Source organism: Bradyrhizobium sp. UFLA05-109, from assembly GCF_054185165.1.
In genome coordinates this window covers 1-24,854 of record NZ_JBBIAR010000018.1, presented here as the reverse complement: position 1 = coordinate 24,854, position 24,854 = coordinate 1, and the positions used below count along the sequence as shown (strand labels likewise).

Here is a 24,854-nt window from a genome sequence, read left to right as displayed (position 1 = left end):
GTCCCTCAAATGGCGGACACTTCGGCCTGGTGTGATTGGGCCGACCTGGCGCCGGCACGATTGCGGACGATAAAGTCGAGCGCCGCGAGCCCGGGAAGGAAGAAGTAGCCCCCTCCGAGGGTCTGCGTGAAATACTCCAAAGAGACTTCACTGCCGCTCGGCAGGCCCGGAATGGTGAAGGTTTTCGGGCATTGTTGCGAACCCACGATCGGATCGTCCTGATTGTCGAGAGTCCCGAACCGGGGGTTTTGCACCCAGCGTTGGTGGATGAACTCGAATTGCCGCTCGAGATCCGCATTGCACGCAATGAAGAACAGGCCCTGGCTGCCCGACTTCTCGCGATAGGGACGTCCACGGCGAAGCAACCGATGCAGCTTGGATGACTTGATGCTCGATTGCACATCGACGCCCAAAGAATCGCGCGGGTTGGCCCGACGGACATGAGCTCCCTTGGGGCAAACGAAGCCGTTTGCATCCTGGACACGATAACGGAAGGCATCAGCGGCTGAATCCGATCCGGATTGGCCTTGCCATGATAGCGGCATGCCGTTCCTCCGACGCCCCATCAGCTTTTCACCGATCGTTATGCCGTTGGGGTCTTTGAACCCTTTGTTCGCATCCTCGAATGCCTTGAACTCGTCCACTTTCTGCTTGATCTGACGCACGGCCAGGTAGCTTCCGTTCAGGGTGAAGCTGCCGCTCGCGTGCGTCCATCCCTCCACGTTTGGACAGTAGGTGAGTTCGTCGTACTCATTGCGATAGCCGAGGATGAATTCGCCCGGCTCAACGACGCGATCTTCGTATAGAGCACCGGCGTCCTCCTTGGTCCGCTTCAGCGCTTTTCCGCTCTCATCCCTGAGGCCGCGGATCACCGGTTGTGCGAGACCATCGCGAAACCCAAATGGCTCGTGCAATTTGCCGTCTGCGTCGAAAAAGTCGGAGTCCTCTCCGATCTCGATGACCGAGAATGCGCTTTCATCAATCGTGGGCAGTCGCGAGGCTCGGTCCTTCCTCCTCCATTCGGCCAGCACAATATGCACCGTCTCGCCGCTGCCAGGTCCTTCGACATCTGCCCACCGCCATTGCCGATCGCCGTCTCTCAGAAGCTGGGCCCGCAACTCGCTGCCCATGCCACTGCGAAACGGCGTCGGGAACGGATGCTCGTTGCTCTCCTTGCAACCGAGTCTTGCAAGTCCCGAAAAGCTAAAGCCGATCGCCACGGCTGCATCGACAGGGTTCTTCTTCGTGTCGCCCACGTGCTTCGCACTGACGACCAAGCCAGTCTTGAGGAGCTCTGCCAGCCAAGCCCGGGCAAGGTCATCGTCGCGGATTGTCAGCAACCTGAAGCGGCTGGTGGTGAGCCAGCCGAAGCCACTCCTCATCATGCCCTGGATGTCGTGACTCTGTTCAGAGAGATTCGGCGCGTGCTTCATGTTTCGATGGCCCTCATGATCAGGTCGTCGTTTTTCTCGTTGCGCTCGCCGAACAGGGCCTCGCGCAGCCCGGTGGCGAGATTGATCTCGTCGATCGTCGCGTTGCACGCCACGAAGCGGTACAAGTTCGGAAGCATGCTGTCGCGCGCGTAGGATTTGAACTTCAGCTCACACTTCACGCCGCGGTAAATGACAAACCGCGTCGGCGGGAAACTGCGCGGCTGCGTGATGCCGGGCTGACCGTCAGCCGCCGGTGAGCGTGGGTTCAGCTCAGTCCACCGCCATGCCAGCGTCGTTCCGCTGGAAGCGCCATTGATGAAGTCGTCGAGGTAGCCGCCGAAATTCCCGTCATAATTGGAGCAGAACACGAAGCGGCGACCATTGTCGATGATGTGCCAGTGACCGAAATGGATGCCTGGCGCATCTCCCAGCAGCCCCTCCGTGAAAAACACGCGTCCAGCGAACGTCACGATGCGCAGGGCGACCCGGATGCACCACGCGCTCCACCCCTGCGGACCGCGCAAGTCCGTCAGGCTGATCATGTGCTGGATTCGGTTGACCTCTCGCGCCTCGCATCTCTCGATCGACGGGTGGATCTGCTGGGCGCGAGGAACGTCGTCTTCGAGTGGATGAAAGAACCTTTCGCTCAGCTTCGTGAACCGGCGATTGATCCAGGAAAACAACGCGCCGATGCAGAGCACCACGATGATTGCAAAGATCGCAATGGCGATGAGCTGCCATCCGGGAAGATTCGGGATCCAGGGCTCGATCGTGCCCGCGAGCCAGTTCGGGGCGAACGTGTAGGCAAGGGCGCCCGCAATGACGGCCGCGACGAGGGGCACGCCGATAAGCCAGCCGGCGATATAGGTGGCCAACGATGAGATCGTTTCTGTCGGACGTTCGAGCTCACGCTGAATGCTTTTCAGCCAGCGCCTCCACGGCTGGAACAGCGCCGGCAGCGCAACCAGGAACAGCCACGCGAGCAAGACCAGCGCAACTAACGCCAGTAGACCACGCCCGCTCACCTCCAGCAGCCCCTGGCTCACCTTGCTTACGGCGTTGAGAATGGACTGGATGATGGGATGCGGTTCTCCGAAGAACCAGACGTCGAACCTCATCAACCCCCTCGACAGCGCGCCAACCACCCAGACGGCGACGAACCAGAGAACGACCGCGCCCACCGGATACTTGAGCTTGGCGCCGATGCCTGCGCCCTTGCCGCGCCAATAGGATCGCGGTGCAGGCTCGGCCGCCCACTCGAAGCGAGGATTCGTGTATGCCCATCGTGCCAGCGCCAGGGCGAACGCGGTGCGATCATTGCCGTATTTCGGCTTCAGCGACCGCGCTTCGTTTCGCGTCTGCTCGAGCAGATCCCCCTCCATCTGGATCTGCCGAACCGACCGGTCGCGGGCGCCAACGAAGGCGCCATCGGCGATGCTGTGGCACTCCATCAGCCGATCGAGCAATTGCTGCTTGTGCTGATCTGTCAGCTCTTCGACATTTGGGAAATACATGCTGCCGAACAGCGACCACATCGCGCCGCCGGCATGGTAGATGAGCCGATACAACAGGTCGTACGGGCTGAGGCCCTCCTCGACGGCAAGCTCGAGCATCAGCGACGGCCGCTGATCCGCCGCATCGGCCATCGCCGGCAGGAGGCCGATCGATGCGAAGTGCACCACCGCCGCGTCCTTGAACAGATCATTCAGCGCGCTGGAAACGGGCTCTGAAATTTCGCCTCCGCCGGGCCAGCCTGGCGCAACGATGCAGATCATCTGCTGCCGGACAATCTCGAGCATGGCTGTCCTTCTCCGCTTGCTTACGCGATCCGCATGCGCATGCACGCCATTAGCGGCCCGTCGTACACGATGGCCTTGCCTTCATCGCGCGCCAGCTGCAGCCCGGGCAGGGTCAGCAAGCCGATCAGCGCGCTCGTCAGGATCTCGACTGCGTAATCCCTGGCCGGACATTGGCGGTAGCCATATCCGAACATCAGATACCGCAAGGCATGTTCGTTGCCCCAATTGCGATGCGGGCAAAACTTGCCGGCGTCAGGAACCGCGGTTGAATCGAAGAGGGCAGCGATCGACAAGAGCGAGACCTTCCCGCCGCCTGGACATTTGGCATTGCGCCGCGCGCCCGTCTCGACTTCGGTATCCCGCGGCACATCGCGCGCAAGCAGCGGAAAGATCGGACGGAAGCGCATAAGCTCGAGCACATGGTCGCGCACGACGTTGCGGAAACTGGCGTCGGTCCAGACGGACGCGCCAAGACTTTTGGCATGCGATCTTAGCTGTTCGTAGACCTTCGGCCGTCCCAGGAGCTCCTGCACGGCAAGAGCGCCTGACTGCACCGTGACCGGATGCGAGATCCAGGCAAGGCCCACCGCGTTTCGTTCAATGTTCGCAGTGGAGCTTGTGACACCCCACGCCGTGCCGACGGAGCCGGTTACGCGACCGATCCGCGCCTGCAGCGCATCACCACAGGTTTCCGCCCGCCGCCGAACCCCTAATGTCGCCAAGCTGCCGGCCAAGAGCTGCCCAGCGACATATCGGATTTCCAGGAGATATTGTCGTTGCAGGCCTTGATCGACATTGCCTTGCGCGGCTCCGGTCGCCGAGCCCGCAACCACGGCGCCCGTTGCCGTTCCAAACAGAGGCCGCATGGCATGAAACACGACCCACATCAGGTAATCATCGATCAGATCGAAGGCGCCCGCTCCGGGTTGGCTCAGAGTATTGATCCGCCGCTGGGCCTCGGCATCAGAGTCGACCGGAACCTTCAGAGCGGCCAAGCGCTCATGGACCAGATCCCTGTCGGCTTCGTAGGTGGGACCTGGATCCATGCCGATCAGATAGGTCCCGGAGACCATGTTGGCCTCGTGCGCGGTGTTGGAAAAGCTTCGCGTTCTTGTCAGCACACCTTTGACTGCGCTGGCGCGGGCCACCATGCTGCCGCCCAACGAGGGCCAGCGCCTAAGCAAAGCGCCGAACGCGCGCAGGACGATGATGTGACGATTGAGCCAGCAAAAGGCGCCATAGGAGAGATTGCGGGCTCCCGGCGACAAGGCATCGGGTTCATACATCGAGAGTTTCATGCTGGGTGCCAATCCTCTTGTCGCTTTGCAAGCGCTGCAACGGCGCGCTTCTGGTAGTAGGGCATGCCGAGACGACGCGCCGCCTCGGATGTCTGTGCGAAGCACGCTTCGGCCGCTGGCTCGTCGCCCGCGCGCCGCAGCGTCACGGCCAGTTCGTAAAGGGCTTCCGTCCGGTGCCCGTACTCTTCGCCTGCTTGCTCCACTGCCTTGCGCCCGGCGCGGATGGCATCGTCCAGTCGTCCAAAGTTGCGATAGGCAACGCCGAGGGCCACCCGCATGAAGGTCCTGCCGTAAGGACCGGAGGCATCGAGGATGCGGTCGGCAAAACCCTTTTCCAGCAGCGGCACCGCTTCGGAAGCCTTGCCGTTGCGCGCAAGTGCATTCCCGAAAATGCCGGTGCAGGGGGCCAGCATCGTCGGCACGTTGTGCGTCGCGCATTGCTGCACGCTTTTGCGCATCAAGGCTTCCGCCCGGTCGAGTTCTCCTTTCTCGATCCAGATTTGCCCCTGGGCAATGTCAACCAACAGACGCGAATATGGATGATCGGCGCTTGAGAGAATCTCGTAGGCCAGCGCGCAGACGCTATGTCCGGCTTCGCAATCACCGAGGCGCCACAGCGTGCTGGCATGGAACGCATAGAGGTTGATGATGGGAATCGCCGCCCATCCAGACTGGACACGATGGTCAGCGAGTTCGTAGGCATAGTCGGCCAGCAGGACACGGCCTTCGACGTCCGCCTCCGAGTACCGCCCGAGAGCGTGCAAATGCATGAGGCGCGCCTGATGCGCCGCCATCGCCATGTGGCGTCGCTGCGCAAGGCGGGCCGCTTCCAGGCCCGATGAGGCGTACCGCAGACCTTGCTCGAAGCGTCCGCGCATCCACAGAAACACCGCAGTCTGAGTCGAAACCGACGCGCGCGCGGGTTGGTCGTCCAACTGTGCGGCAAGGGCCTCGGCGCGCTCCATATTGTTGAAGATCTCGTCGATCTGCCCGAGCGCCATCATGGCGCCGATGGCTTCCAGCCGGAGCGCAAGTTCAAGGCCCTGCGCAGTCCGCGTGCCGCCGGCGCGGCGAGCTGCCTCGATGCCCATTTCGAACAGTTGCAGGGCTTCCTGATTGGCCGAGCGCGAGATGGCCCGCGCCATCGACTTCACGCCGTATCTTGCTGCATGCTCCCATTCCTCGCCCTTGAAGGCGTGATGGGCCAGAGCTGGCGCGGCATCGGCGTCCTCGGCACCGGGCTGCGACTGCAAGGCGAGGAAGGCGAGCCGATGCAGCGCCTTGAGGCGGGCGCGCGTCAGCGCTCCGAGCACGACGTCTCTGACCAGCGCATGACGGAACACGAATGCGTGCTGCTCCAGCGGACGCCCCGTGGAATCGGGGCTCGTCAGCAAGCCGGACGAGACGCAAAGACCAAGCAACTCCTCGGTCCGCGCGAGGTCTTCGTCCTGCATGGCGGCGATCAGCTCTCGCGTGATGGGATCGCCGAGAACGCTCGCCGCCTCCAGGGCCGACTTCGCAGCAGCCGGCAACCTGTCGACCCGCGCCCCGATCACGGCGGCGATTGAGCCCGGGACCCGCAACTCACCGCGGTGCCGCTGCAAACGATAGGCGCCCGGCGTTCCCTCCAGCGATCCGTCATCGATCAGCGTGATGACCAGTTGCTCCATGAAGAAGGGATTACCGTCGGCACGGCGAACCAGCTCGCTGGTCACCTCAAGCAGCGAAGGATCATCGCCGAGCAAGGCCCGCGCGAGGGCAAGCATCTCCACGTCGCGCAGGGGCTCGACCACGTGCTCGGCGAACCACGCCGTCTGCCCCCATTGATGCTCGAAATCCGGACGGTAGCTGACGCAGATCAGGACCGGCAGCCCCTGGAGCCGCGGCAACAAGGCCTCGAACAGCCGCCGGCTGTCCCGGTCGGCCAGGAACACGTCCTCGAGCACCAGCACGAACGGACCTGCCCGGACGCGCTGGCGAACGAGCCACAGCAGCGCCTCGCCGATACGGCGCCGCCTTTGCGCCGGATTCAGCGCCAGCCAAGCTTCGTTCGGCGCAGCCAGCCCGAGCAGATCGTTCAAAGCCGAGAGGTGGTCGGCGCCTTCTGCCGGCCATTTCGCGAGCAGGGCCTGCACAGCGGTCTGCTTGACGCCGGTCGCGCTCGTGCGAGGCAACTCCAACAGACTTGCGATCAGGTCAGCCGCAGTGTTGTAGGCTCTCGTACTCGCATAGCCTCTCGCCTGCGCGACGCACAGGTTCACACCGTGGCCTGCGAGAGCGGCTGTCCAATCGCCGATCAGGCGGGACTTTCCGATGCCGGCATCACCGCGCAGCCCAACGGTCCGCATGGTCCCCGTCATGGCCGTTTCGAGCTCGCTCGCCAGCACCGTCAGCAATTCCTGACGTCCGACCATCGGCGCCCAGCGCTGCTTTCGCGTCAACGGCGCGGCCGCCGAGCTTTCGGTCTCGACCACGACTTCATGAAGTTCGATCGGGGCGGCCAATCCGCGCACGGGCCTTATTCCGACCGGCCGTGTGTCGATCTGCTGCGCGACCAGGCGCTGCGTCGCCGCGCTGATCAAGATGCCGCCCGGCGGCGACAGCTTCTCCAGCCGCGATGCGATGTGGATCGTCTGGCCGTCCGCACCGTAATGCGACCACTGGTACTGTCCGACGATACCGACCAGGACCTCACCGGAGTTGATACCGATGCGCAGCGTCGGGCTGGCGACGCCTTGCGCTTCGTGGCCGGGAATGGTCGCCCTCTGCATCTTCAGAGCGGCCATGCAGGCTCGCAAGGCGTGATCTTCCTGTGCCCGGGGCGCGCCGAACAATGCAACGAGGCCGTCTCCAAGCAATTGGCTGACCGTGCCTCCAAAGGTTTCGACCGCGTCAGCAAGCAGGTCGAGCGTCCTGCCGAGGTAGTTCCGGGATTCCTCGGGGTCCGCGTGCTGCAACAACGAGGTCGAGTCGCAGACGTCGACGAACAGCACGCTCACCTGCTTGTTCTCGGTCAGCAGTTGCGCCCGCGCGCTGGGATGTTGCGCGGCGGATCGCGCCTCGCGCTCCGTTGCGCCTGAGGTTGAGGGCCCGGAAGACTTGTCGGCGGCACGGTTGAGGCCGGCGCCGCATTGCGAGCAGAATCGGTGCTCAAGTTCAACTCGAGCGGAGCAAGCAGGACACTTGGTCACGGCACTACGCACTCATCAATGGCTTCAACGAATAACCGACGCTCATCCGCATGATCATCGTCTCTTGAGGACGTGAACCTGCGCGCAAATAGAGTGGCGGGAAGCCTGACCAACGTGGCGAAAAGTCTTCCCGCCGGTAACAATCAAGACGTCGATATGCGCTTCGCGCGGCATATCCATGCTAGGCAGGTGCCAATTTCAAAAATGCCGGCACCTCATGCAAACGAATAAATTTGTGTCCTGCCCTATGAGGCGCGAGGCCAATCTTGCCCCCGAGCCGTCTGAATCAAACAAATGGATTCAAACCAAAGGTCCTGCGCCGATGAAGTTGCGCGTTGCCGACGAACATGTGTCTGATGAAGCGCGCTTGACACGCTCATCTCAGCGCATCATTCCGCGGCGGATGAAAACCATCTTGAAAAAACCAACGCCATTATATGCCCCTATCAAAAATTGAATTCATTATACGCGCCTCGCCAAAATTGAAAAGAACGAATCCGTAAAAGCCCGGGGCCCAGGGATCTGGTCGCGAACCAAGCTCAATTATTCCGTCTAATGGCCGAATACGTTCCGGTTTCTCGCCTTTTGAGGGCTCTTTCGCGCGGGCGACGGTATCCCCGGGTTTCCGCACCGGCTGATCTTCCGGGGGAGTATGCCCCGCCTTCACCCGAACAGCGTATCGAATAGCAACTTAAGATTGAGAGCGACGATGGCGCCTGCCACGATCCAGGCAATCGCGGCGACGCTGCGGGAAATCGCGAACTTGCCCATCTTGCGTCGGTCAGAGACAAAGCGCACCAGCGGAACGACCGCGAAGGGAAGCTGCATGGACAGCACGACCTGGCTGAACACCAGGAGCTGCCCGGTGCGCTGCTCGCCGTAGAGTGCGGTGACGACGATCACCGGAACGATCGCGATGCCGCGCGTGAGCAGCCGGCGCGCCCAGCTTGGCAGGCGCAAGTCGAGAAAGCCTTCCATCACGATCTGGCCGGCGAGCGTCGCGGTCACAGTGGAGTTGAGGCCGGAGGCGAGCAGCGCCACCGCGAACAAGGTCGAGGCGATGCCAAGTCCAAGCAGCGGCGACAGCAGCTCGAAGGCCTGGCTGATCTCGGCGACGTCGGAATGGCCGCTTTTGTGGAAGGTCGCGGCAGCGACCACCAGGATCGCGGCGTTGATGAAAAGCGCCAGCATCAGCGCCACCGTGGAGTCGGTCGTCGCCCATGTGATCGCCTCGCGCCGGCCTTCGTCGGTCCGCTCATAGGCGCGGGTCTGCACGATCGAGGAGTGCAGATAGAGATTATGCGGCATCACGGTGGCACCGATGATGCCGATCGCGATATAGAGCATCTCGGGATTGGTGAATATCTCCGTCCGCGGCGCAAATCCGCGGATCACCTCTGCTACCGGCGGCGCCGCCGCGGCGATCTGGATCGCAAAGCAGACCGCGATCACGACGAGCAGCGCCATCACGAAGGCCTCGAGGAAACGAAAGCCGCGGTTCATCAGAAGCAGCAGGAGGAAAGCATCGAGCGCAGCGATCAGCGCGCCGCCGATCAGGGGAATGCCGAACAGCAGCTTGAGAGCGATGGCCGTGCCGATCACCTCGGCAAGATCGCAGGCGATGATCGCCGCCTCGCAGGCCAGCCACAGCAGCCAGTTCACCGCCGGCGAGTAGGTCGCGCGGCAGGCCTGCGCGAGATCGCGATCGGTGACGATGCCGAGCCTTGCGGCGAGCGACTGGAGCAGGATCGCCATCAGGTTCGACAGCAGGATGACCGAGAGCAGCGTGTAGCCAAACTTCGACCCGCCGGCGAGGTCGGTCGCCCAGTTGCCGGGATCCATGTAGCCGACCGAGACGAGATAGCCGGGGCCGACAAAGGCGAGGAGCCGGCGCCACCACGCCGCGGCGGCTGGGATCGCGACGGTGCCGTTCACCTCGGCAAGGCTCTTGATGGTAGGCGCGTCAGTGCGCCAGCCTGCTGCGTCCTGGGTCAGATCGGGTGATCGGGCATCCATGGACAGGAAGAATACCGAACTCGGCTCTTATTGCAACTCATTTGCAACTGCATCTAGCCGGAATGGTTCCCGGGGATGAGCCGTGACCGGGATTGTCGGGAAGCGGGTGGGTTTGGCCGCCCTTCGGGACGAATACTGGCCTCCAGATCGACTTTCAGGAAATGACCGATGTCAGCGACCCCTCGCCTCCCGGACACGTTCAACCGCCTCGCCTGGTCCAATCTCGCGGCGCAATCGGCGGAACAAATCGCGCTGGCAGCCGCCCCCATCGTCGCGGTGCTGACGCTGGGCGTGGCCGAAGGCCAGACCGGCCTGCTCCAGACCGCTCTCACCCTGCCATTCGTGCTGTTCGCGATTCCGGCGGGCCTGCTCGCCGACCGCATCTCGCGGCGCGCGCTGATGGCCGGCGCCGAGGCGCTGCGGGCCGCGGCGCTCGCGGCCATCGTGATCCTGATTGTGCTCGGCGCACTCAACCTGCCGCTGCTCGCAGCGCTCGGCTTTGCCGCGGTCTGTGGCACGGTCGTCTACAGCGTGGCGGCGCCCGCGCTGGTGCCCTCGCTGGTCGGACCGGAACTGCTGCCTGCCGCGAATGCGCGAATTGAGCTTGCGCGCACCATCGCGTTTGCGAGCGGTCCCGCACTCGGCGGCGCGCTGGTCGGCTGGCTTGGCGCCAGCCCGGCCTTCGGCTTTGCCGCCGCTCTTTCTGCGATCGCCGTCGTGCTGCTCGCCGGCCTCTACGAGCCAGCGCGCGCAAATCTGCCGCGACGGCACCCGTTCCAGGAGATCCGCGAGGGCGCTGCCTTCGTCTTCCATCACCCGCTGCTGCGTCCGGTGTTCGTCACCCAGTTCATCTTCAACACAGGCTGGTTCCTCCAGCTTGCGGTGTTCGTTCCCTACGCGGTGCGCCACCTCGGCCTGTCCGCGACCGGCGTCGGTGTGGTGCTCGCGATGTATGGAGTCGGCATGGTGATCGGCGCATTGGTCGCGACGCGAGTGATGCGGCGCCTCGCCTTCGGCACGGTGGTCGGACTTGGACCGGTAACCGGGTTCGTTGCAGCCCTCGTGATGGCGCTGACGGTGCTGGTACCCGCGGCATGGCTGGCGGCGTTGAGCTTCTTTCTGCTCGGCGTCGGCCCGATCCTCTGGGTGATCTCGACCACGACGCTGCGCCAATCGGTGACGCCGCCGCGCCTGCTCGGCCGTGTCTCCGCCATCAACATCATGAGCTACGGCGCACGCCCGCTCGGCTCGGCGCTGGGTGCGATGGTCGGCGGATTTTATGGCGCGGAGGCGTGCCTCTATCTCGCAGCCGCGATCTTCGCGGTGCAGGCGCTGGTGATCTGGCTCTCGCCGGCGGTCGCGCTGGACCGGCAGCCGGAGATGGTCCAGGACGGTGCCGTGCCGCGCGCTTGCTGATCGGGCCCGGGCGGAAGACGGTTACTCGTTTATCGATAGAAGGCTCGCGCCAGACGCGCAATCGCCGGCGCAATGATGTGGCGCGGATAACCGCTGAAGCCCAGCATCAGCGCCGATTGCGCCGGCGCCTCAACGTAGAGGCGGCTCATCGCGCGAACGACGACGCCGTGCTCGCGCGCCTGCCGTTCGATCGTCACGTCCGACACTCCCGGTCGCGTGTAGGCGACCAGATGCATCCCCTGGTCCGGTGGTTCGACGCTCAGGTGGTCGGCCAGCCGGCGCCTGAGAGCCGCGACGAGCGCATCTCGCTGAAGGCGGTACACCTCCCGCATTCTGCGGATGTGAGCCGCAAAATGACCCTCCTCCATGAAGGCGGCGACGACCGTCTGGCAGAGGCTCGACGGCTGGCGGTCCATCAGATAGCGCGCGGCGACGAAGTTCCGCATGAGTGAATCCGGCACGACTGCGTAGCCGAGCCGAAGTCCCGGGAAGAGCGCCTTGTTGAGAGTTCCGACGTAAATCACGCGCCCGGCCTCATCGAGGCCCTGAAGCGAGGCGAGTGGCCGGCCGCCGTAGCGGAATTCGCTGGCGTAGTCGTCCTCGAAGATCCAGGCGCCCGACTCTCGGGCCCAGCCAAGCAGTTCGAGGCGGCGTGCCATCGACAGCGGCACGCCCCTGGGAAACTGATGCGAGGCCGTTATGAACACCGCGCGTGCTTTGGGCGCGCGACGAATGCCCTCGGCGACGTTCAGGCCGTGCTGATCAACCGGGATGGGACAAACCTTCGCGCCTGCCGCGACCAGCGCAAGACGGGTCAAGCTGTAGCCGGGATCTTCGATCCAGACCTCCTTGTCCGGCCCCGGCATGATGCGGGCCACGATGTCCACGGCTTGTTGCGTGCCTGCAGTGAGCACGATCCGGTCCGGCTCGCAGCGCACTCCGCGGGCGGCCTCAAGATAATCGCAGAGCGACTTGCGCAGTTCCGGCAAGCCGCGTGGATCGCCATAGCCGAGATGATGCCGCTCAAACGAGCGCAGCGTGCGCGCGGTGAGCTTGCGCCACAATTCGGCGCTACGCGCGTCCAGCAAGGTCCGCCCCAGGTTGAAGGGACGTTCATCGTCTCGCGCCGTCACGTCGACGAAATCGCCAAGCTCCGCGAAGGTGGCGACGGCCGATGCAGGCCGCACCCTTCGGCCCTGAAAGGCCGCGAACGGTTCAGGAAGATCGAAGGCAACGTAGGTCCCGGCGCCTCTCTTGCCGACGGCATAGCCCTCGGCAAGAAGCTGCTCGAAAGCCGAGACGATTGCGGAGCGCGAAACGCTTAGTTGCGTTGCGAGCTCGCGTGTCGAGGGCAGCTTGGTCGCGGGACGGAGCGCTCCCGACAAGATCGCCGATCGCAGCCGCAGATAAATCTGGCGGAATACGGGCGTATCTGCCGCGCGATCCACCTCGAACGCATAAAGCTCTGCCCAGCTTTGCCGGCTCTTCACGTGTCCTTCCCCAACTGTGCACCGCAGGTGGTATGCCTCGACGAGACCAAGTGGATCTTTCCATAAGACCACAAAATATCCTATCCAATTTCGGATAACGAGGAAATTCCCGTTCATTCGAACGATGGCACGGAGTGTCCCCAACCATGAGCTCACCGCAGATCCGTCGCGCAGACCGCGCCATGTCGCACGAGCGGATGCTGGAGATGCTGGCACAAGGTTATAGTGGCCGTCTCGCGACAGTCAGCGAGGACGGTTTCCCCTACTGCATCCCGCTGCTCTATCTCTGGATCGACAACGAGGTGTATCTGCACACGACAGGTGCCAGAGGACATCTGCGCACCAACATCGAGCGGGACCGGCGCGTCTGCTTCGAGATTGATGAGCACGACGGTGTCTTCGACTATGGCCGCTTTGAATGCGATTCCGGTCTCGCCTATCGAAGCATATGCCTGTTCGGCCGTATCAGGGTCGTAGACGACAGGGACGTCAAGCAGCGGTTCTGCGAGGCGTTGATGGTCAAATACGGCAAGCCGGAAACAACGCGCCCCAAGGGATTCTTTCCGCGGCTCGATCTCATTACCGTCTATGCGATCACCGTTGAGCGCAGCACCGGCAAGGAGACTTCGATGCCGCCGCTTTCCGAACAATGGCCCGCAAAGGATCGGACGAAAACACCGAACGCCTCGTTCCCCGCGGACGGCCCCTAACCCGCCAGATACCGCTCGTAGCTGCCCGTCACCGGCTCGTTCGTGTCGATGTCCGGGTCGAGCGTATAGAGATCCTGCGCGCGGCCGATGCCACGCAACGCGTAGCGGCCGGTCGAGACGAGATAGCGGCGACCCGCCGCATCGAGTCCCGCGTAAAACTCAGCCGATGCGAGCAGCTCGCGATCGACCGAGCGGCTCATCGAGGCGATGCGGCTGACCTCGTTGACCGTTGGCCCGACAACCGTGAAATCGAGCCGGTCCTCGCTGCCGATATTGCCGTAGAACACCTCGCCGACATGCAAGCCAATATAGGCCGAGGTGGTCGGGCGGCCGTCGGCGGCCCGCTTCGCATTCAGCGCCACGATGTTCTTGCGGAATAGATGCTCGGCCCGCAGCGCCGCGCGGCGGGCACCCGCCATGTCCTCGCCGGTGAACATCGCGAGGACGCCGTCGCCGATCAGCTTCAGCACGTCGCCGCCGGCTTCGTAGATCGCATCGATCACGGCCTGTGCGTAGTCGTTGAGGAACGGAATGATCTCGTCGGGTCCGATGCTCTCGCTGATCCCGGTCGAGCCGCGCAAGTCCGAATACCAGAGCACGGCGTTGATGCGCTCGGTGACACCGCGCGAGATGCGCCCGCGCAGCACCTGCTCGGAAGCATCACGGCCGAGATAGACGCGCCCAAGCGTGCGCACGATATCGACCTGCTGGGCGGATTTGACCGTGAGCCCCAGCACCGGCACGAGATCGCGCAGCGCCGCGAGCTCGCTCTCGGCAAAGCCCTCGGGCCGCCGCGTCGTCCAGTAGGAATACAGGCAGTCCATCTGGCCGAGCGCGCCGGACTCACCGAAGCGATGCACGAAGGCGAGGATATGCCGGTGGCCTTTTTCCGCGAGCTCGCCAATTTGCGAGAAGTCGAGCGATGCGGCGTCCGCGAGATCGAGCTGCATCTCGTCCTCGCCGTGCTCGAGCAGATGATAGAATACCGAACGGCGCCAGTTCTTGGCCGGATCGCCCTCAGCCGTCGATCCATACTCGAAGACGTCGCTCTCATTGGACGGCACATCGCTCCAACGGAAGGCGCGCCCCTCATAGATCGGGTGCAGCGTGTCGATGACGACGAGCCCGCGCGACAGCTCGATCCCTTCGCCGCGGCAGCGCTCGCAGAAGCCGCGCAGCATCTCGATCTCGGGCAGTCCGGTGAGCCCCTGGACGGTCAGCCAGTTGATCAGTTCGAGGCGGGAGGTCAATTCCATGGGGCATTATAGCCGCACCTTCGTGACGGACGAAAGGCGGGCCTCACCTCGCGCAGCATCCCGCATGCCGCAGATCGAATATGCCCTCGGCGGTGTTGACGCCGCCCGCGCCGCGGAGGCAAAAGCGGATTGATGTTACCGATGCCGGCGACGACGAGAAACGCTGAGATCAACGCAAGCACATGAGCCAGCGACAGCTTCCGGTCATTCTGGCGCTCGGCACCACACAGACCCTGGCCTGGGCTTCGAGCTATTACCTGCCTGCCATCCTCGCCGATCCGATCGGGCGCGATCTCGGCGTCTCCTCCAACTGGATCTTTGGCGCCTTCTCCGCCTCGCTGGTGATCTCGGCCATGCTCGGCCCGCGCATCGGGCGGCGGATCGATCTCGTCGGCGGACGGCAGGTGCTGTCGGCCTCGAACCTGACGATTGCGGGCGGCCTCGTGCTGCTCGGCTTCTCGACCTCGGTGCCGATGATGGCAATCGCCTGGCTCGTGCTCGGCATCGGTATGGCGCTCGGACTCTATGACGCTGCCTTCGCCGCGCTCGGACGCATCTACGGCACCGAGGCGCGCGGCTCGATCACCGGCATCACGCTGATGGCGGGATTTGCCTCGACCGTCGGCTGGCCGCTGACGGCCTGGGGCCTTGCGCATATCGGATGGCGCAACACCTGCTTTGCCTGGGCGGCCGCCCACATCCTGATCGGCCTGCCGCTCAACCTGCTGATGCTGCCGAAGGTGAAGGGCGCCAAGGAGGCGGCGACGAGGGCCGTCAAGCCGCATATCCCGCTCGACCGCACCATGATCCTTCTGGCCCTCGTCTTCGCCGCGGCCTGGACCGTCACCGGCGCGATGGCGGTGCATTTCCCGCGTATCCTCGAGGCCACCGGCGCGACCCCCGTCGAGGCAATTGCCGCGGGCGCCTTGATCGGGCCGGCGCAGGTCGGCGCGCGGGTTCTCGAGGCAAGCTTTCTGAGCCGCTTTCATCCGCTGTGGTCGACGCGGCTTGCCTGCATCACCCATCCGATTGGAGCCGCCGTGATCGCCATCTTCGGCGCAGCCGGCGCGATCGCCTTTGCGCTTCTCCACGGCTCGGGCAACGGCGTTCTGACCATCGCGCGCGGCACCCTGCCGCTCGCGATCTTCGGGCCGAAGAATTACGGCTACCGGCTCGGTATCATCGGCGCGCCGGCGCGCATGGCTCAGGCGGTGGCCCCGCTCGCCTTCGGCCTTTTGATCGACGTCATGGGCAGCAAGGTCCTGATCGTGTCCTCGGCGCTGAGCCTCACTGCGCTCGCGGCACTGTTCCTGATCCACCCCGAACGCCGGTCCTCTTGAGGCCCCTTCCCTTCGCGGCTGCTTTCGCGCAAAAGCAAGGCATGACCGACGACACCGAGCCCTCAGGCACATTCAAGCGTCTCTCGCGATGGGCGACCACGCCGCCGCAGGCCTATGGCGTCTATCTCGCCGCCGTGGTGCTGGTGTTCCTGCTGTCGTTCTATGCCGGCAGCCTGAAGCCGAAGAAGGCGCCGGAGGACGGACCGCCGCCCGTGACGGCGCCCAGGAACTGATCGAGCGCTGATCAAGCGCTGATCAGGCCGGCTTCGCCTCACCAGTCGCGATCCAGATGCCGGCAAACACCGCCACGAGGCCGATCAGAAGATTGGGGGTGACCGGCTCGCCGATCAGGAGCGCCGCGAGCACCGCCGCGGCGATCGGGTTGACCGTCATCGTGTTGGCGACACGGGTCGGCGTAGCGAGCGCGAGCGCCCGGACCCAGAGGATGAAAGCGAGTGCTCCGCCGCCGATGCCGAGATAGACGCCGGCGATCCACTGCGCGGTCGTGAAATGATCGAGCGCTGCGAAGCTGCCGCGCAAGAGGCCGACCAACACCAGGGCGACAGCCCCTGCCCCCATCCCGACCGTCAGGAAGCCGAGCGCGCTCGAGCGCTGCATCAACGGGCGGGACCACACGTTGTAGAAGGCCATGCAGAACACGGCCGCCGTCATGATCAACTCGCCGCGCCAGGCTCCGGGCGGGCTTTGCGCCAGGCCCGTCGCGAGCGCGGCCACGACGCCAAGCACGGCAACGCCGACGCCGAGCGCCTTGCGCGCCGTCAGGCGCTCGAGGCCAAGGAGCGCGCCGACCACCATGGTGTGAAGCGGAAGCGTTGCAAGCGCAAGGCTAGCCCGCGCCGCGGTCGTGTAGGAGATCGCGATGTTGTAGAGGATGAAGAACAGGCCGAAGAAGCTGAGGCCGAGCAGCAGAACCGCCGGCAGGTCGCGCCCCATCGGCCAGCGCACGCGCAACAGCAGCGCAACCGGCAGCAGGCAGACAAATCCGATTCCCCAGCGCAGGATCGCGAGCAGGATCGGATCTGCACCACCGACGAGGTAGCGCGTGATCGCCGCCGCGGTGCCGCCGATGCTGCTGGACAGAAGCGCGATCGCAACGCCCGCCCATTCGCCCAAGCCTGCTCACTCCCATCGCGAAGCCAGTTTGGCGGACTGTTAGCAGCGGCCTGCTGACAGCATGGTGGCAGCAGCCTCATCCGCTGCCAGGGCGACTTCAGTCGTAAAACTCCGGCGCGATCTTCAGGCTATCTCGCTGCGCCTTGTCGTGGTTGATCCAGAGCTGCGCCTTCTCCTTGGCAAGCACGTCGGCGATCTTCTGCATCGAAGCAAGCGTCTGGTCCTTGCTGGTATTCATGCTGGGCACCACGCGGTTGTCCCAGTTGCTTTTGAAGTGCACGGCGTCGCCGGACAGCACTACCGCGCCGGTTTTCGGCAGTTTCACCAGCAACGACTGGTGGCCCGGGGTATGGCCGGGCGTTGCGAGAATGGTCAGGCTGCCGTCGCCGAACACGTCCTTGTCGCCGTCGAGCAACACGACGGGATGTGACGGCTTGAAGCGCGGCTCGTTGTTGGGGCCGGGCCACTCATATTCAGCCCTCTGAACATGAAGGACGGCCTGCGGAAACATCTCGACGTTGCCGGTGTGGTCGGAATGGGTGTGCGACACCGCCATCCATTTGATGTCGCTCGGTTTGAGGCCGAGCTGTTCGAGTTGCGCGAGAAGCGTCTTCGGCCGGCGCCAGACCGTCGCCTTTGGGTCGGAGGGAACGAGGCCATTGGGCATCGATGCAACCGCATCCGGAACGCCAGTATCCCAGAGGAACCAGCCCTGGCTGTGCTTGATGAGGTAGCAACTATCGACGAACTCCATCGGCTTGCCCTCATTCATGCCGGGCGTCCAGCGCGACACGTCACTGGTGGCCCCCTCCCCGCAATTGAGGATGTAGAGCCTTTCGACACCGGGCTTTTCCGACTGGGCCGAGGCGGTTTGGGTAAGCAAGGCGAACGCGATGGCGGCAAGAGCGAAGCTGATCCGGAGCATCATTCTGGTTCCTCATTTTTCGGAGGCGACGCGCTGGCGACGCATCCGTGACCGCTCAGAAAACCCCGACCACGCCAGGGAATTCCCGCCCGCCCGAACACGTCAATGTGGGCAGGTTTCCACCTCGACGGTGACATGGCTGAGGCCCTTCAGTCCCGCGAGCCGTTTCTTGTAGACGACCGGCTGCTTGGGCTGGTCTGAGACGAGCGAGACCAGCACGGCACGGTGGCCTGGGCCGACTTGCCAGAGATGCAGGTCGGTGACGCGGTCCTCGCCCACCTCCATGCGCGCGCGGATGACCCTTTCCAGCTTCTCGTCGGCCCTGACGTCGAGCAGCACCGCGCCCGAGGCTTTGATCAGGCCGAACGCCCAGCTCGCAATCACCACGCTGCCGATCAAGCCGACGGCCGGATCGGCCCACGCCCAACCCGAGTACATGGCGACGACGAGCGCGCCGATCGCGAGCACCGAGGTCGCCGCATCCGCCATGACATGGACGTAGGCGGCGCGGAGATTGTGGTCATGATGATGGTGATGATGATGATGATCATGGTCGTGATCGTCGTCATCATGCGCATGGCCGTGATGGTGATGCTCATGGCTGTCGCGCAGCAGCCACGCGCTGACGAGATTGACGCAGAGGCCGAGCACCGCCACCGCGATCGCCTCGCCATAGACGATCGGCACCGGCGAGACCAGCCGCAGCACGCTCTCATAGGCGATCTGGACCGCGATCAGCCCCAGGATGATCGCGCTGGAAAAGGCGGCGAGATCGCCGAACTTGCCGGTGCCGAACGTGAAATGCGCGTTGCCAACGTGCTGGCGCGCGAAGAGATAGGCGAACGCCGCGATCCCGAGCGCCGCCGCATGCGTTCCCATGTGCCAGCCGTCGGCGAGCAGCGCCATCGAGCCGAACAGCGAGCCGGCGACGATCTCGCCGACCATCATGATGAGCGTCAGCGCCACCACGAACCAGGTGCGCCGCTCGTTCTCGTCATGCTTTTCGCCGAGGAACGCATGCTCGTGCGTCCATTGCTCGATGGAATGTGAGTGCATCGGACATATCTCCGAGAAGGAATCCATTTGCCGGGAATATAGGCTCCGGCAGCAGAACTTTCTAAGGCCGATTGCCGGTCAAACCCGCGATTGACAGTCACTCGCAGTTTCGCTGTAATGCGAGGCATGGGGATTTGAGCGATCTCCCCACGAGGCGACATGCCCAAGTATCGCGTCCCGTTCACTCTTTACGAGGACGCATCATGTCTACTTTCACGACGATATCTTCTGACAAATTGGCGCGGCTGATCGGCACGGCGAATGCTCCTGCCCTGATCGACGTTCGAACCGAGGAGGACTATGCCGCCGACCGGCGGCTGATCCCGGGCTCCATCAAGCTCAGCCACGACAAGGTTCCGGATTGGGGCAACGAGTTCGCCGGCCATTCGGTCATCGTCTCCTGCCTGCGCGGCGAAAAGCTCGCGCAAGGCACGGCGGCCTGGCTCCGGCAACTCGGCGTCAAGGCAGAGACGCTGGAGGGCGGCTTTGAGGGCTGGAAAGCGGCAAAACTGCCGCTTGTCGACACCAGCAAGTTGCCGAAGCGGGATGCCAGGGGTCGCACCGTCTGGGTAACGCGGGCACGGCCGAAGGTCGATCGCATCGCCTGCCCCTGGCTGATCCGCCGCTTCGTCGATCCCAATGCGGTGTTCCTGTACGTCGCGCCGTCCGAAGTCGTCGGCGTCGGCGAGCGCTTCAGTGCCGCGCCCTTCGACATCGAGAACGTGTTCTGGAGCCACCGTGGCGCGCTCTGCACCTTCGACGTCATGGTCGAGGAGTTCGGGCTTTCGACCCCGCCCTTGCAGCGGCTCGCGACCCTGGTGCGCGGCGCCGACACCGCGCGGCCCGATCTTGCTCCGGAGGCTCCGGGCCTGCTCGCAGCCTCGCTCGGGCTGTCGCGGATGTTTGATGAGGACCTCGCGCAGCTCGAGGCCGGCATGCTGCTCTACGATGCCTTCTACCGCTGGTGCCGCGACGCCACCACCGAGACCCACAACTGGCCGACCAACAAAGTGAAGGCGTGATGGATACCCGCAATGTCCACGCAGGAGCTGATGCCGGTCACGGCATCAGCTTCAACGAAGCCTTTCGCGTCTGGCTGAGGGTCGCCGTGCTGAGCTTCGGCGGCCCCGCCGGCCAGATCGCTGTCATGCATCGCATCCTGGTCGAGGAGAAGAACTGGATCTCCGAAGGCCGTTTCCTGCATGCGTTGAACTACTGCATGCTGCTGCCGGGACCGGAGGCGCAGCAGCTTGCGACCTATGTCGGCTGGCTGATGCACCGGACGGCCGGCGGGTTGATGGCGGGCGGGCTCTTCATCCTGCCCGGCATCATCGCCATCATGGGCCTCAGCTACGTCTATGCTGCCTTCGGCAATGTCAGCTTCGTCGAGGCGCTGTTCTTTGGCCTGAAGGCCGCCGTGCTCGCCATCGTCCTCGAAGCCGTGGTGCGCGTCGGCAAGCGCGCGCTGAAGAACCGCATCATGATCGCGCTCGCGGGTGCAGCCTTCGTTGCGATCTTCTTCTTCGCCGTCCCCTTCCCGGTCATCATCGTCACCGCCGGCGTGATCGGCTACGTCGGCGCGCGATCCGGCCGGAGCGAATTCGCGCCCGCAGTGCACGGCCATGGCAGCAACACCGCCGTGATCGACAGCATGCTCGGCGAAGCCGCGCCCGATCATATCCGTCCCGACACCGCGCGCGCGATCCGTGTCGGCGCGTTATGGCTCGCACTCTGGCTGGTCCCAATGATCGGCCTGCTCGCCGCGCTCGGCGAGGCCAGCGTGTTCAGCCAGATCGCGCTGTTCTTTTCCAAGATGGCGCTGGTCACCTTCGGCGGCGCCTATGCCGTGCTCGCCTATGTCGCCCAGCAGGCGGTGGAGCACTATCACTGGCTCAGCGCGCGCGAGATGCTGGATGGACTCGGCATGGCCGAGACCACGCCCGGCCCCCTCATCATGGTGCTGCAATTCGTGGGCTTCATGGCCGCCTTCCGCGATCCAAATGGGCTGTCGCCGATGCTCGCCGGCACGCTCGGCGGCTTGCTCGCGACCTGGGTCACCTTCACGCCCTGCTTCCTCTGGATCTTCGTCGGCGGCCCCTACATCGAGCTCCTGCGCGGCAACAAGGGCCTTGCCGGCGCGCTCAGCGCGATCACCGCGGCCGTCGTCGGCGTGATCCTCAACCTCTCGATCTGGTTCGCGCTGCACACGTTGTTCCGCAAGACCGTTCCGGTGCACGCATTTCCGCTGTCCTTCGACATGCCGGTGCTGGCAACCGTCGATATCGCGGCGCTTGTGCTCTCGATCGCGGCCGCGACGGCGATCTTTCGCTTCAAGCTCGGCATGCTGACGGTGCTGGCAGGATCGTGCGCCGCGGGCGTGGCGCTGCGGCTGGCGGGAGTGATCTAGGAACTGAGAGAGACGCGGCGTCCACCGCAATCTCAGCCATCGCAGTCGCTGAGTCTGGCCAATCGCAACGGACCGAGCCTGCCGAATTCGGTGACTACCACAGTGCCGAAGCTGTCGCGCACATGGCTCATTTTCGCGTCGGCTACCTCGTCGAGAATCTGACCACCTTGCCGTGAGGGGGCACGATGGCCGGCACCTTCCAGTGCGCCGCATCGCACGGCGCCGGCCAGCCGTTGCGCGCTGGTCGCTGTACCGCAACGAGCAATTCGCGTCGCCGCACCTTCGATGAAGGTGGTGGACCGGGAGCGGCAAGCACCACTTCCATCAGGAGATGGCCGAAGAGTTTGACGATGCATCGCCGACGATCGCGAAGGCCGGCCGCAAACGCACGAGCTTCGGTGCCGTCTCCCGCGCAACCAGCACGGCGAGCACGGTCGTCGACGCGATCAGGATCATCAGCAACGAGACCGGCCAAGTTGCGCCGCCAGTGAATCCCACGACCGCGGCGGAGGCCAACGGAACCAGCCCGCCCCCGATTGGTGCAGCGATCTGGTATCCAAGTGACGCGCCGCTGTAGCGCAGGTTCGACGGGAACATCTCGCTGAGGAAGCTTGCCTGGACGCCGTACATGATGCCATGTCCGACCGACATTCCGATCACGAAAGCAAGCACCACCACGACCGGATCACGCGACGCGATTGCCCAGAAAATCGGGAATGAAAGCAAGATCGCGGCGACGCAGCCGAGAAGATAGATCGGGCGCCGGCCGATGCGGTCCGAGAGTGCGCCAAACAGCGGGATGGTAATCAGCTCCACCGCCGCTCCGAGCGCGATGCTGCCAAGAACCAGCCCCCGAGGCAGTGCCAATGTCGTGACGGCGTAGCTCAGCCCGAAGATGGTCAACACGTAGATCCAGGAGATCTCGGTGATGCGCGCGCCGAGGCCGATGAGAATGTCCTTCGGATAGCGCCTTATGACTTCCCAAACCGGTATGCGCGCGACCTTGCCTTCGCTCACGACGCGCTTGAAATCCGGGGTTTCGTCGATCCGCAGCCTGATGAAGGTTCCGATCGCCACTAGTGCGGCACTCGCGACGAACGGGAGCCTCCAGCCCCAGGACATGAACTGCTGATCATCGAGATAGGCCAGCGCAAAGAACGAGGCGGTACCTAGGCTCATGCCCAGCGGAAAGCCAATTTGTACCAGGCTGCCATAAAAGCCCCGCTTGTGGGGTGGCGAATGTTCGGTGACGATCAGCACCGCGCCGCCCCACTCCCCGCCCACGGCGAGTCCCTGCACCAGGCGGCACGCGACCAGCAGGATCGGAGCCGCGATACCGATGCTGGAATAGGTGGGAAGCAGGCCGATCAGCGTCGTTGCGAAGCCCATGCTCATCAGCGTCAGGATCAGCGGCGCCTTCCGGCCCAGACGATCGCCGAAATGGCTGATGACGATGGCGCCGATCGGCCGGGCGAAGAAGCCGACGCCGATGGTGCTGATCGATATCAGCTTTCCAACGAGCGGATCCTCGGTAGGGAAAAACAGCTTATTGAGAACGAGCGACGCCGCCGTAGCGTAGATTAGGAAGTCGTACCACTCGATGGTCGTACCAATGGCGCTTGCCGCCACGATCGTGCGGATCGACCTTTGGTCGCCTTGTATGGTCGTGCGCGAATTCATTTCACCACCTCCAGCATCATCACCATGGCACCGGCTGTATCCGGCCTCTGACGAAGCCGGCCCGGCTTTGCGACACAATGCCCGTCAGGACGGCGCGGATGAGCGCTCATTGCGAACGATCGCGTCCGGCGAGCGAACCTGTCCAGCGATAAAAGGATTCGGTTCTGAAGGGCGGGAGCCCAGAGGTGGTAACCCGGAAGTGGTGCGGCCGCTTCTCGCCGCTGGAAATGAACCAAAAGCGACAGCGCATCGGAGACGTGTCGCACAACTTCCGCAATGAACGCTGGCGAGAAATGAAAGGCGGCCTCCCGGCCGCCCATAGGCATTATCGCTCATCACGCCGTGCGGCTCTAACTTCCGCTTTTGGCCTTCGCGTCATTTGCTGCGTCTGCTCAAAAGCGGTCGCTATCGAGACTGAAGCGGACATCGATTGGTAGCGAGCACTGCCTAGCTTAGTCGCGAATGACCCCGAGCGGACATCGGTCGGTCCATAGATTTGTACTGAAAAGCTACCTTGCTTGTGCGACCCTATCGTCGATCAAGCGGGCGCAGACATGTGGCGACGGAAATTCATTCTCGGTCTGGTTGGCGCGGTAGCATTCCCGCTGGCTGCTCGCGCCCAGACGCCAAACCGGATCTTCCGCCTTGGCCATCTTGCGAGGTTGGCGGACGCCGAAGCCCTTACCCGCCAGACAACCTTACCGGAACTTGCAAGGCTCGGCTTTGTTGAAGGCCGCAATCTCGTGTTCGATGCGCGTGTCGGCGAGCCGGATTTGATGCCGGCTCTAATGCGCGAGCTGCTCGCCGGCCAACCGGACGCCGTCGTCGCCATTGGCCCCGACGAACTAAGGGCTGCCGGCGCGGCCACTCGGATTGTGCCAATTATCTCTTTCGGTGTCGACCCGATTGAATTTGGTCTCGCCGCTAGTCACGCGCGGCCGGGAGGCAATGTTACCGGGGTCGTCATCCTGGCCGACGACCTTGAGGGCAAGCGACTTTCACTCTTGCTCGAGGCGATGCCTGGCCGCCGACGAATAGCAGCGCTGGTCCCGACCACAAGCGAGGCGAACGAGGCCGCAGTGCGGAAGGCGGCGGCAGGACTTGGGGTCGAATTACTTATATTTCCGACCGCCGCACCGAGCGATTACCCGGCTGCCTTTGCGGCCATGCAGGCCCAAGGTGCACAGGCATTGATAATCGCAGCGAACCCGGGATTTTTTCGGGATCGGAGCCAGCTGGCAGGTCTTGCTCTCGAAGCCCGGCTACCAACAGTGTGCGAATGGGCGGAAATGGCGCATGCGGGGTGTCTGATCGGATATGGCCCCAGCCGCATAGCGCTGCGTAAGCGAATGGCCGACCAGATTGCTCAGATATTTCGCGGCGTCTCGCCCGGAGACATTCCGATCGAGCAGCCGACTGCATTTGAATTCAGCTTGAACCTAAAAATTGCCAAGTCGCTCGACCTCATTATCCCTTCCGTGGTGCTGACACGCGCCGACGAAGTGATCGAATAACGACTTCCGGATTTGGCCCCTCGCGTCATTTGCTGCTTCTGCACAAATGCGGGCGCTATCGGGACCGAAGCGGACATCGATTGGTAGCGAGTACTGCCCGGCTCAATCGCGAATGATGTGGTGGACGACGCCCGCTCCCGGCATCGAATGTGCCAAAGGGTGGTCGTTGAAAAACGAATCACCGGAGGG

General features: G+C 63.8%; 19 protein-coding genes. 8 read left to right on the top strand and 11 right to left on the bottom strand.

Annotated elements, in window-relative coordinates:
- Window positions 1-5 precede the first annotated feature (5 nt).
- From Q3C01_RS15140 to Q3C01_RS15125, 4 genes are read right to left on the bottom strand one after another with little or no spacing between them, the layout of a single operon-like run.
- Window positions 6-1,433, bottom strand: coding sequence for a Dyp-type peroxidase (locus Q3C01_RS15140; protein ID WP_458146128.1), 1,428 nt, complete (start codon window positions 1,431-1,433; stop codon window positions 6-8).
- Window positions 1,430-3,232: a hypothetical protein gene (locus tag Q3C01_RS15135; protein WP_458146127.1), complete on the bottom strand. Its 1,803-nt coding sequence runs from the start codon at window positions 3,230-3,232 to the stop codon at window positions 1,430-1,432. The genes Q3C01_RS15140 and Q3C01_RS15135 overlap by 4 nt, the downstream gene beginning before the upstream one ends.
- 20 nt (window positions 3,233-3,252) lie before the next feature.
- Window positions 3,253-4,530 (bottom strand): cytochrome P450, encoded by a 1,278-nt coding sequence (locus Q3C01_RS15130; RefSeq protein ID WP_458146126.1) that lies wholly within the window; start codon window positions 4,528-4,530, stop codon window positions 3,253-3,255.
- Complete coding sequence (locus tag Q3C01_RS15125) at window positions 4,527-7,529, bottom strand: ATP-binding protein (RefSeq protein ID WP_458146125.1); 3,003 nt, start codon at window positions 7,527-7,529, stop codon at window positions 4,527-4,529. The genes Q3C01_RS15130 and Q3C01_RS15125 overlap by 4 nt, the downstream gene beginning before the upstream one ends.
- A gap of 439 nt (window positions 7,530-7,968) precedes the next feature.
- Between Q3C01_RS15125 and Q3C01_RS15120 the strand changes: the two genes are divergently transcribed.
- A complete protein-coding gene (locus Q3C01_RS15120; RefSeq protein WP_458146124.1) occupies window positions 7,969-8,178 on the top strand; it encodes a hypothetical protein in 210 nt (69 codons plus the stop codon).
- A 206-nt stretch (window positions 8,179-8,384) separates the two neighbouring features.
- Here Q3C01_RS15120 and Q3C01_RS15115 read toward each other — a convergent pair whose 3' ends face one another.
- Window positions 8,385-9,737 carry an Nramp family divalent metal transporter gene (locus Q3C01_RS15115; RefSeq protein ID WP_458146123.1) on the bottom strand — a complete coding sequence of 451 codons (1,353 nt, stop codon included), beginning with the start codon at window positions 9,735-9,737 and terminating at the stop codon, window positions 8,385-8,387.
- Window positions 9,738-9,905: 168 nt separating this feature from the next.
- On the opposite strand from Q3C01_RS15115, the gene Q3C01_RS15110 reads away from it, so the two are divergent.
- Window positions 9,906-11,153, top strand: coding sequence for an MFS transporter (locus Q3C01_RS15110; protein WP_458146122.1), 1,248 nt, complete (start codon window positions 9,906-9,908; stop codon window positions 11,151-11,153).
- Window positions 11,154-11,182: 29 nt separating this feature from the next.
- Here Q3C01_RS15110 and pdxR read toward each other — a convergent pair whose 3' ends face one another.
- Complete coding sequence (pdxR, locus tag Q3C01_RS15105) at window positions 11,183-12,643, bottom strand: MocR-like pyridoxine biosynthesis transcription factor PdxR (protein WP_458146121.1); 1,461 nt, start codon at window positions 12,641-12,643, stop codon at window positions 11,183-11,185.
- A 146-nt stretch (window positions 12,644-12,789) separates the two neighbouring features.
- Between pdxR and Q3C01_RS15100 the strand changes: the two genes are divergently transcribed.
- Window positions 12,790-13,353, top strand: a complete 564-nt coding sequence (locus tag Q3C01_RS15100; protein ID WP_458146120.1) for a pyridoxamine 5'-phosphate oxidase family protein — start codon at window positions 12,790-12,792, stop codon at window positions 13,351-13,353.
- Here Q3C01_RS15100 and Q3C01_RS15095 read toward each other — a convergent pair.
- On the bottom strand, window positions 13,350-14,609 hold the full coding sequence (locus tag Q3C01_RS15095; RefSeq protein ID WP_458146119.1) for an adenylate/guanylate cyclase domain-containing protein: 1,260 nt from the start codon (window positions 14,607-14,609) through the stop codon (window positions 13,350-13,352). The genes Q3C01_RS15100 and Q3C01_RS15095 overlap by 4 nt on opposite strands.
- 182 nt (window positions 14,610-14,791) lie before the next feature.
- On the opposite strand from Q3C01_RS15095, the gene Q3C01_RS15090 reads away from it, so the two are divergent.
- A complete protein-coding gene (locus tag Q3C01_RS15090) occupies window positions 14,792-15,949 on the top strand; it encodes an MFS transporter (protein ID WP_458146118.1) in 1,158 nt (385 codons plus the stop codon).
- Between the two features lie 41 nt (window positions 15,950-15,990).
- Entirely contained in the window at window positions 15,991-16,182 is a 192-nt protein-coding gene (locus tag Q3C01_RS15085; RefSeq protein WP_458146117.1) for a hypothetical protein, read from the top strand.
- Window positions 16,183-16,204: 22 nt separating this feature from the next.
- Here the strand turns inward: Q3C01_RS15085 and Q3C01_RS15080 are convergent, their stop codons facing one another.
- From Q3C01_RS15080 to dmeF, 3 genes are all read right to left on the bottom strand, one after another.
- Complete coding sequence (locus Q3C01_RS15080) at window positions 16,205-17,083, bottom strand: DMT family transporter (RefSeq protein ID WP_458146116.1); 879 nt, start codon at window positions 17,081-17,083, stop codon at window positions 16,205-16,207.
- A gap of 97 nt (window positions 17,084-17,180) precedes the next feature.
- On the bottom strand, window positions 17,181-18,011 hold the full coding sequence (locus Q3C01_RS15075) for an N-acyl homoserine lactonase family protein (protein WP_458146115.1): 831 nt from the start codon (window positions 18,009-18,011) through the stop codon (window positions 17,181-17,183).
- Between the two features lie 99 nt (window positions 18,012-18,110).
- Window positions 18,111-19,064 carry a CDF family Co(II)/Ni(II) efflux transporter DmeF gene (gene dmeF, locus Q3C01_RS15070; protein WP_458146114.1) on the bottom strand — a complete coding sequence of 318 codons (954 nt, stop codon included), beginning with the start codon at window positions 19,062-19,064 and terminating at the stop codon, window positions 18,111-18,113.
- A gap of 203 nt (window positions 19,065-19,267) precedes the next feature.
- Between dmeF and Q3C01_RS15065 the strand changes: the two genes are divergently transcribed.
- Window positions 19,268-20,086 (top strand): chromate resistance protein ChrB domain-containing protein, encoded by an 819-nt coding sequence (locus tag Q3C01_RS15065; protein WP_458146113.1) that lies wholly within the window; start codon window positions 19,268-19,270, stop codon window positions 20,084-20,086.
- Window positions 20,086-21,471, top strand: coding sequence for a chromate efflux transporter (gene chrA / locus Q3C01_RS15060; protein ID WP_458146112.1), 1,386 nt, complete (start codon window positions 20,086-20,088; stop codon window positions 21,469-21,471). Before Q3C01_RS15065 ends, chrA begins: the two co-directional genes overlap by 1 nt.
- A 324-nt stretch (window positions 21,472-21,795) precedes the next feature.
- Here the strand turns inward: chrA and Q3C01_RS15055 are convergent, their stop codons facing one another.
- Window positions 21,796-23,151, bottom strand: coding sequence for an MFS transporter (locus tag Q3C01_RS15055; RefSeq protein ID WP_458146111.1), 1,356 nt, complete (start codon window positions 23,149-23,151; stop codon window positions 21,796-21,798).
- Between the two features lie 554 nt (window positions 23,152-23,705).
- On the opposite strand from Q3C01_RS15055, the gene Q3C01_RS15050 reads away from it, so the two are divergent.
- Window positions 23,706-24,665, top strand: a complete 960-nt coding sequence (locus Q3C01_RS15050) for an ABC transporter substrate-binding protein (protein WP_458146110.1) — start codon at window positions 23,706-23,708, stop codon at window positions 24,663-24,665.
- The last annotated feature ends 189 nt before the right edge of the window (window positions 24,666-24,854 follow it).

What these genes read in the sequence shown, in the direction of transcription:
- Q3C01_RS15085 (WP_458146117.1), top strand. Translation starts at nt 15,991, where the DNA reads ATGACCGACGACACCGAGCCCTCAGGCACATTCAAGCGTCTCTCGCGA.
- Q3C01_RS15090 (WP_458146118.1), top strand. Translation starts at nt 14,792, where the DNA reads ATGAGCCAGCGACAGCTTCCGGTCATTCTGGCGCTCGGCACCACACAG.
- Q3C01_RS15075 (WP_458146115.1), bottom strand. Translation starts at nt 18,011, where the DNA reads ATGATGCTCCGGATCAGCTTCGCTCTTGCCGCCATCGCGTTCGCCTTG.
- Q3C01_RS15130 (WP_458146126.1), bottom strand. Translation starts at nt 4,530, where the DNA reads ATGAAACTCTCGATGTATGAACCCGATGCCTTGTCGCCGGGAGCCCGC.
- dmeF (WP_458146114.1), bottom strand. Translation starts at nt 19,064, where the DNA reads ATGCACTCACATTCCATCGAGCAATGGACGCACGAGCATGCGTTCCTC.
- Q3C01_RS15120 (WP_458146124.1), top strand. Translation starts at nt 7,969, where the DNA reads ATGAGGCGCGAGGCCAATCTTGCCCCCGAGCCGTCTGAATCAAACAAA.
- Q3C01_RS15095 (WP_458146119.1), bottom strand. Translation starts at nt 14,609, where the DNA reads ATGGAATTGACCTCCCGCCTCGAACTGATCAACTGGCTGACCGTCCAG.
- Q3C01_RS15100 (WP_458146120.1), top strand. Translation starts at nt 12,790, where the DNA reads ATGAGCTCACCGCAGATCCGTCGCGCAGACCGCGCCATGTCGCACGAG.
- Q3C01_RS15110 (WP_458146122.1), top strand. Translation starts at nt 9,906, where the DNA reads ATGTCAGCGACCCCTCGCCTCCCGGACACGTTCAACCGCCTCGCCTGG.
- Q3C01_RS15140 (WP_458146128.1), bottom strand. Translation starts at nt 1,433, where the DNA reads ATGAAGCACGCGCCGAATCTCTCTGAACAGAGTCACGACATCCAGGGC.
- Q3C01_RS15055 (WP_458146111.1), bottom strand. Translation starts at nt 23,151, where the DNA reads ATGAATTCGCGCACGACCATACAAGGCGACCAAAGGTCGATCCGCACG.
- Q3C01_RS15135 (WP_458146127.1), bottom strand. Translation starts at nt 3,232, where the DNA reads ATGCTCGAGATTGTCCGGCAGCAGATGATCTGCATCGTTGCGCCAGGC.
- Q3C01_RS15115 (WP_458146123.1), bottom strand. Translation starts at nt 9,737, where the DNA reads ATGGATGCCCGATCACCCGATCTGACCCAGGACGCAGCAGGCTGGCGC.
- chrA (WP_458146112.1), top strand. Translation starts at nt 20,086, where the DNA reads ATGGATACCCGCAATGTCCACGCAGGAGCTGATGCCGGTCACGGCATC.
- Q3C01_RS15050 (WP_458146110.1), top strand. Translation starts at nt 23,706, where the DNA reads ATGTGGCGACGGAAATTCATTCTCGGTCTGGTTGGCGCGGTAGCATTC.
- Q3C01_RS15065 (WP_458146113.1), top strand. Translation starts at nt 19,268, where the DNA reads ATGTCTACTTTCACGACGATATCTTCTGACAAATTGGCGCGGCTGATC.